Genomic DNA, 6,333 nt, shown 5'->3' on the forward strand with positions numbered 1-6,333 from the left:
CCTTAAGATGGCGATCGCATCAGAACCTCCTCGCCATCGTCTTATCGTTTCGGATATACTCCCCAATCATATTTACAATACCTTTCTAGATGGGCTGATTTTACTATCATTTGTGATGTTGGTTCTCACAATTATTGAAAATATCACGGTTAATATGCTTTGTCTGCAAGGAAAAGAAACTTCTGCTAATTCCATCGACAATGTTTGTCGCTGGCTATTCCCGTTAACTTATCTGGGGTTGCTAGGTATTTTAGCTCTGGTTTATTTGGTTTGATTGCCTCTCCTTTGTCCTTGAATTTCTCATAATCTATTGTGTAGTTACAAATTCTTTAGGGTTTGGAGATCAAACCCTTACCGTAAAACATAGTAAATATCCCCAAAACAACTAATCCAGAACCGCTCCAAGTGAGTCCTGTAACCCAAGCTGGTTCTCGCTTTACTTGTAAGGTAGACTGTTTTAAATCGCCTGGATTCCATGAGGCTTGAGCAATCTTCCAACCTTGATACCAAGTGGGGTGATTCATCCATACTTTGCGCTCTTCAATGATATCTTGATGAGGGTCTTCAATGGCAATTTTGCTCGTCCACATTGCCACAGATTCCGATCCCTCATTGCGATCGACAATAAAATCTTCTAATTTAACAGCAAAAGGTAACTGTAATAATTTGGGACTAAATGCAGCAAATATTTCCTGATTAGGATCGTCGATCGCCGTAGGTTCTCCCCAAGATAACCAGGCTTTTGTTCCCGACTTTGTTTCCACTAACAAGGCTGGATTTCCCGCAGTATTAGGGTCAGAAATGGGAATCGTTTCTCGCTGCAATTGAGCCTTGGGAATATATGTTTCTAATGTAATTTGAAAATCCGCCCAACCTGGAGTAATAGACTGCCCGATCGCCAGTTCTCCCGATTTAAACTCCCGAGAAGATTTTGCTGCATAATATAATTTTCCTTCCTTGTCAAGAATTACTCGAAAATAATCTTCAGATTGTTGCGGAGGCAGAGAATAATTAAGATTAATTCCTGTTAATGATTCCCCAGAAATAAGGGAACGAACCGGGGGGAAATCGCGACCGAATACAAACCATTGTTCGACTCCGCGATCGCCGCTAATTTCTAATTGTAGGGCGGGATTATTGAAGCGATCTGAAACACTGGTGGGCTGCTTATTTCTGTTCAATTTAAAATCTGGGAAAAATTCGACTAAGCGGACTCGTAAATTGTCGTCGATTCCCACTTCTCGCTGTAAATAGGAGTCTACATCCAAAGAAATTTTGCCCGCATTAGCAACAATTTGCACTGTCCCTAAAGGATTATTGTTTTCTGCGATCGGCGTGTTTAATAATGCTTCTAACTCTGCTGAATTTCCCGATCGCACCATCTCTAAATCTGCGGGTCCCAAGGAGATTTTGCGGTAAGGAAGAGGCGCGATCGCTAACCAACGCTCTAAAGTTTGTCCCATGCGATCGCTATGCAAACTCAAACGCACTGCTGGATTTTCGACGCTTCCCCCTTCACGAAAACTTACAGTTTTGATAGCATTTTCGCTATAGCCTAATAAGGAAAGACCCGCGAAAGATTGAGGCGAAATTGAGCCATCTGCTTTGATAAAAATTCCGGTTTGTTGTACCTCTCCCTCTCGATTAGCAACTTCAAGTAAATCTCCCTCAACCCGAACTTGATTATTAGCGTCTAAATCTGTTCGTAAAAGTAACATTCCCTCAGCACCCAAATGAATCACCGCCGCCGAACCTGCAATAATAACAATCAAACCGAGATGAGTGAGAGCAAAACCAATTTTACGCGCCCCTCGCCAGGGATAGCGACTCAAAGCCGAAACACCCAAATTCAGTGCTAATAAGAACATTAAACCCCCAAACCAGGGACTTTTATAGATTTCCTGCTGTACCGTTGCTGAACCTACTTGAGACTCGTAAAATGTCGCCCCAATTAGGATGATGGCGATCGCACTCAATAAAGGAATAGCAAATTGAATCGAACCGAGAAAACGAGAAAGGCGATTGTGCATAGTGGTAGTTAGCAAGTTATTATCTAGACTGCAAAAAAACTTCCGAGTCTTACGGTAATTGGCACTTTAAGAATTTTTGTGTAGTTAATGTTGCAAAAAGAGAAAATGTATGAGATTCTTACATCAATATAATCAGTTTTAATCATACATGGGCGCGATCGCCTATCCTAGCTCGCGTTGCTTTAAAAAATTGGAATAGTAAACTCTCAGAGGTGTGTCATAGCACAACCTCTATTTTTCAATTTTGTTAAGCTAGAGAAGTGTTAAGAATTTTATCTATATTTTGACAAACACGATTTTTTCGGAATCGTTAATCGTATTCTCTGAAACCCATGATGGCAACCAAAATAGCTTCGGCATTCGTCAAGCAAAACCCCCAAGATGAGCGATCGCTCAAAGAAGTTTGGACAAATATCCAACCAGATAGCTGTCCTACCCACTACAATTTCCATCTCCATACTGTTTTCTCGGACGGACAGTTACAGCCGCAAGAAGTTATAGAACAAGTAGTTGCCATTGGTTTGCAAGGTTTGGCAATCACCGATCATCATACCGTTGATGGCTTTCGCATCGCGCAACAATATTTGGCAGAAATGGACTCATCGGCAAAAATTCCCCAATTGTGGACGGGAGTTGAGATTACCTCATTGTTACTCACCGTGGATGTCCATATTCTCGGTTATGCCTTCGATCCCAGTTGTCCGGCCTTGCTGCCTTATTTAAGCGGATCTGCGCCCAAAGGTAAAGCCGCACAAGCCGATCGCGTCATCGATGCCATTCATCAAGCGGGAGGATTGGCTGTTTTAGCGCATCCCGAACGATATCGCCGTTCTGCTAATAAATTAGTCCCCGCAGCCGTAAAATTAGGTATAGATGGCGTTGAAACCTACTACGCTTATCGTCACGTCGATCCCTGGCTGCCTTCCTGCAAACAAACTCAGCAAGTGAAACAATTAAGCGATCGCTACGGTTTATTCAACACTTGCGGCACCGATACCCACGGCAAAGATTTACTTTTACGACGTTAGTTTAACGGTGCTTAAATATGCTCTGATAATTTTTGCAATAGAAAAACTTATAGTTTGTTCTTCTGTGACTGTTTGTAGCCAAAGTCTTCGTTTTAAAGATTGGATTGCGTTTAAGATATGAGACGGAGAGTGCGATCGCCTTTGCAAAAGTGTTTCTAAAGAGATGGGTTGGGGATAAGCTGCGATCGCCTGGAGTAATTCTTGTTCTAGGTCAGATAAGCGCTTGAATTGGCGATCGTATTGTTCTTGTAGGGGATCGATTAACAATATTTCGTGTTCGAGAAATTGGCGAACATTGCCTTGAAAAAAGTCTCGGATGAGTCGAGAAACCCATTGCAACCAAAGAGGGTGATTTTGGTAGCGATCGCAGAGTTTTTCCCAGCATTCATCATCAGAAAGTCCTTCAGCTTGTAAAATCTGTGTGGCTGCATTTCCTAACCCTTTCAACTCTAAAATCTGGGTTCTATTTTGTTGTCTGTCCCACTCTACAAATTCCCTCGGTTTTTCATCGCCAATGAGAAGAATATGGCTTTTTCCTATCATTTTTTGCAAAAGTGTCCAAAAGGTGCGATAATTTTCTAGATTGGGCTTATAGTGTCCAGAAAGAGTTTGCGGGGCAAAAAGGGCTTGTAAATCGTCGAGGATGATGAAGGTGCGATCGCGTTGCAAGCATTCTCTCAGCTTTTGGTATTGCGTTTCGATGTCTTGGGGAATGTCCTCGGAGTCAGTGAGAAATTGCAAGAGATGGGTTAATGTGGCGGTTAAAGGGGGAGAAAATTGCAGACTGTAATAGATAATGCGATCGAATTCAGGTTTAATCGTTTCGATAAGTTTGACTGCGAGGGTTGTTTTACCAATGCCTGGAAGTCCGAGGAGGAAAATGAGGGAAGTGCGATCGTTAATAATCCAGTTTTTAAGAGTTTCAAGTTCTTCTGTTCGCCCATAAAAACGGGTAATTTCTGGTGCTGTTCCTAAATCAATTTGGGGTTGTTTAGTTCTGTTTTGTGCTGGTTTGGGGTTTTTAGAAGCATCAGGACAGAAATTAACATCTCCAATATGTTGCACAAAATCTTTACCAAAATGCGAAACATTAGAATAGTGCAATCTCTCCATTGTCGATCTAACATTAGACTTTCTTATATTCTCTCCTAACGCTTCCGATAAAATTTTCCACAACTGAGAAGCAACATCTCTCACATGACCTTCAGTAACACTGCGGTTTTGCGCGATTCTAGCGTACTTCTTACCCTGAAAGACTTCTCGCAAGATATCTTGTTGCAGATCGTCTAAATGCTCTCCAGTATGTGTAAAAACCAAATCGTCAGCCCATTCCACAATATTGTTCATTCTCATAACTTGAGACACTTAAGTTTTTCTTATCAAAACCCAACACTTTCCAATTATACCCAACACAATCCCACAAATTCAAGTTTTTTGTCTGCAACCAGATTAAAAATTTGCCGATATAATCCGACGTTTTGAGACTGGACAGTTATAAATTCTAGTTGGATAATTGACATTATGATTGAACTTTGTATTGCAGGGAGGCAAATATGAAATTCTCAGCAGATCGACAAGAAAAGAAAGGTCCCTTTGGTGGTGCTTATTATGAAACTGAAATTAAAGTCACCTTAACAGACAAAGAATTAGAAACTGCTCGAAGGCAAAACATTATGAGAGCCATTCTAGTAGGTGGCGATATGGAGGGAGAAGGAAAAGAAATATTCCTTCTCTGTGGTAAACAGCGAGTTTCTATGAATGACCTAATGATCGGAATAACAGCTAAAGTTGGGAATGGAAGCAAGTTGGGAACTTTAGCGAATTTTGAAGATCAACTCAGAGAAGCCTGTAAAGGTTTTAAAGCTAATCTTGAAGCCGATCAATTTTTTGCAGGTGGAGGTTCCAAATCTGAAGAAGAATTTTGATCGAGTATTTATAGAAAAATATTGAAGTCACAAAACAACGAGGAGAATTGATTATGAGTTATAGATTGGCGTGTCAACTTCAGATAGGTCCTAAGAATCTTGCAACATCAAAGGGTGAATTTAATCAACCTCCAACTAACGGCCAAGCTGTTAATGTTTGTAAAGGTTTGATTGCTGAAGGGAAAAAAGAATTTCCTAAAGATAATGGTCAAGCCTTTGAAACTGCTGTGGAGAAAATGATTAAGTGGGTTGAGAGCTTTAAAGATAATGGTTATCAACCCAAAGGTAATGGGGATGAACATCGGCAAGAATTCAATTATAAAAATGACTCATACAGAGTCGATATTAAAGTAGGAGGAAAAACAGCAGAAGGAAAATGGTTTTTAAAATAAACCTATTTATCTCTCTTCTGTCACTCTTGGAAAACCCTTATTCTTTCTGAATTCTAAAACTCTTATAAGGTCGGTGATTGCCATCTCCAAAAATGACAGAAAGAGGAGATTTAGAGGACTTCTAAAAAACAACAAAAATTTCAGGAGAATTAGAAAATGGGTAAGCGAAATGAAGTTGGAGGACCAGTATGTGGTCATTGTGGAAGCACAAGAATGACTTTTGTTCGGGAACGAATTATTAATAAATATACAACGCGTGTTGTGTACAAGTGTTTAGACTGTAAAGAAGAAACACCTATTGATACAGATTCTCCTCCCTAGAATTCTGCCGTCGCTGATTAAAAATTTAAACGACTTGTTGCGATCGCACTTCTTCCTTTATCGCTTTTTGCAGGAGATGGAGAAAAGGCGATCGCGTTTTTTCTTCTTCTAGAAAAGTGCTAAACATAAGACAAACAAGAGAAAAAAAAGATGTCTAGTGCGATCGCTGCTGCAATTTCCTGCATTTCACTATCTGTTAAAGTCCCCAACGGACGAACAAAACACTGTAGATCGACACTTCTCAACTAGCGATCGCAATCTAAATTAGTCCATTCGCGCCATTGAGAATCTTCTTGATAATGAGGTTCTATTTTATCAGCTTGTTTTGCTAAAATGTGACGACGTTCCACAAGAGATAACTGTAAAAAAGATTGCCGATCGCTACTTTGTTTAATAATTTCTTCATTTTCTCGAATTGTCATTTCAATTTCTTCTGAATTTGCCTCAGCATACGTCCAAGCATTAACCAGATCGATCGCGCTTAAACCAGGGAAAGCCGCTAAAATTTGCGCTTCACTCATCCCCTGACGGCGATCGTTGACCAATGACCAAACCGGAATTCTTGTTTTGCCAATACAAGCATCTCCTCCGCAAACTCCCGGTGTTTTTTGAATCCCCGAAAAAGATTGAGAAGCAA

General features: G+C 40.5%; 6 protein-coding genes and 1 pseudogene. 4 read left to right on the forward strand and 3 right to left on the reverse strand.

The features are described from left to right. Positions 1–7: 7 nt before the first annotated feature. On the forward strand, positions 8–274 hold the full coding sequence (locus JUI58_RS26385) for a hypothetical protein (protein WP_204106839.1): 267 nt from the start codon (positions 8–10) through the stop codon (positions 272–274). A 55-nt stretch (positions 275–329) separates the two neighbouring features. Here the strand turns inward: JUI58_RS26385 and JUI58_RS26390 are convergent, their stop codons facing one another. Beyond that, on the reverse strand, positions 330–2,045 hold the full coding sequence (locus JUI58_RS26390; protein ID WP_204106840.1) for a cytochrome c biogenesis protein ResB: 1,716 nt from the start codon (positions 2,043–2,045) through the stop codon (positions 330–332). A 317-nt stretch (positions 2,046–2,362) separates the two neighbouring features. Here JUI58_RS26390 and JUI58_RS26395 point away from each other — a divergent pair, with 317 nt between their 5' ends. Beyond that, positions 2,363–3,058 carry a PHP domain-containing protein gene (locus JUI58_RS26395; protein ID WP_204106841.1) on the forward strand — a complete coding sequence of 232 codons (696 nt, stop codon included), beginning with the start codon at positions 2,363–2,365 and terminating at the stop codon, positions 3,056–3,058. Here the strand turns inward: JUI58_RS26395 and JUI58_RS26400 are convergent. Continuing rightward, positions 3,047–4,423, reverse strand: coding sequence for an ATP-binding protein (locus JUI58_RS26400; protein WP_204106842.1), 1,377 nt, complete (start codon positions 4,421–4,423; stop codon positions 3,047–3,049). The genes JUI58_RS26395 and JUI58_RS26400 overlap by 12 nt on opposite strands. Before the next feature lie 188 nt (positions 4,424–4,611). Between JUI58_RS26400 and JUI58_RS26405 the strand changes: the two genes are divergently transcribed. After that, positions 4,612–4,983, forward strand: a complete 372-nt coding sequence (locus JUI58_RS26405) for a hypothetical protein (protein WP_204106843.1) — start codon at positions 4,612–4,614, stop codon at positions 4,981–4,983. A gap of 53 nt (positions 4,984–5,036) precedes the next feature. Continuing rightward, a complete protein-coding gene (locus JUI58_RS26410; protein WP_204106844.1) occupies positions 5,037–5,375 on the forward strand; it encodes a hypothetical protein in 339 nt (112 codons plus the stop codon). Between the two features lie 707 nt (positions 5,376–6,082). Here JUI58_RS26410 and JUI58_RS28315 read toward each other — a convergent pair. Beyond that, positions 6,083–6,333 (reverse strand): annotated as a pseudogene (locus JUI58_RS28315) (DUF433 domain-containing protein); the annotation flags it as partial.

The sequence above is a fragment of the Spirulina sp. CCY15215 genome (assembly GCF_016888125.1).
In the GTDB taxonomy this organism is placed as follows: domain Bacteria; phylum Cyanobacteriota; class Cyanobacteriia; order Cyanobacteriales; family Spirulinaceae; genus CCY15215.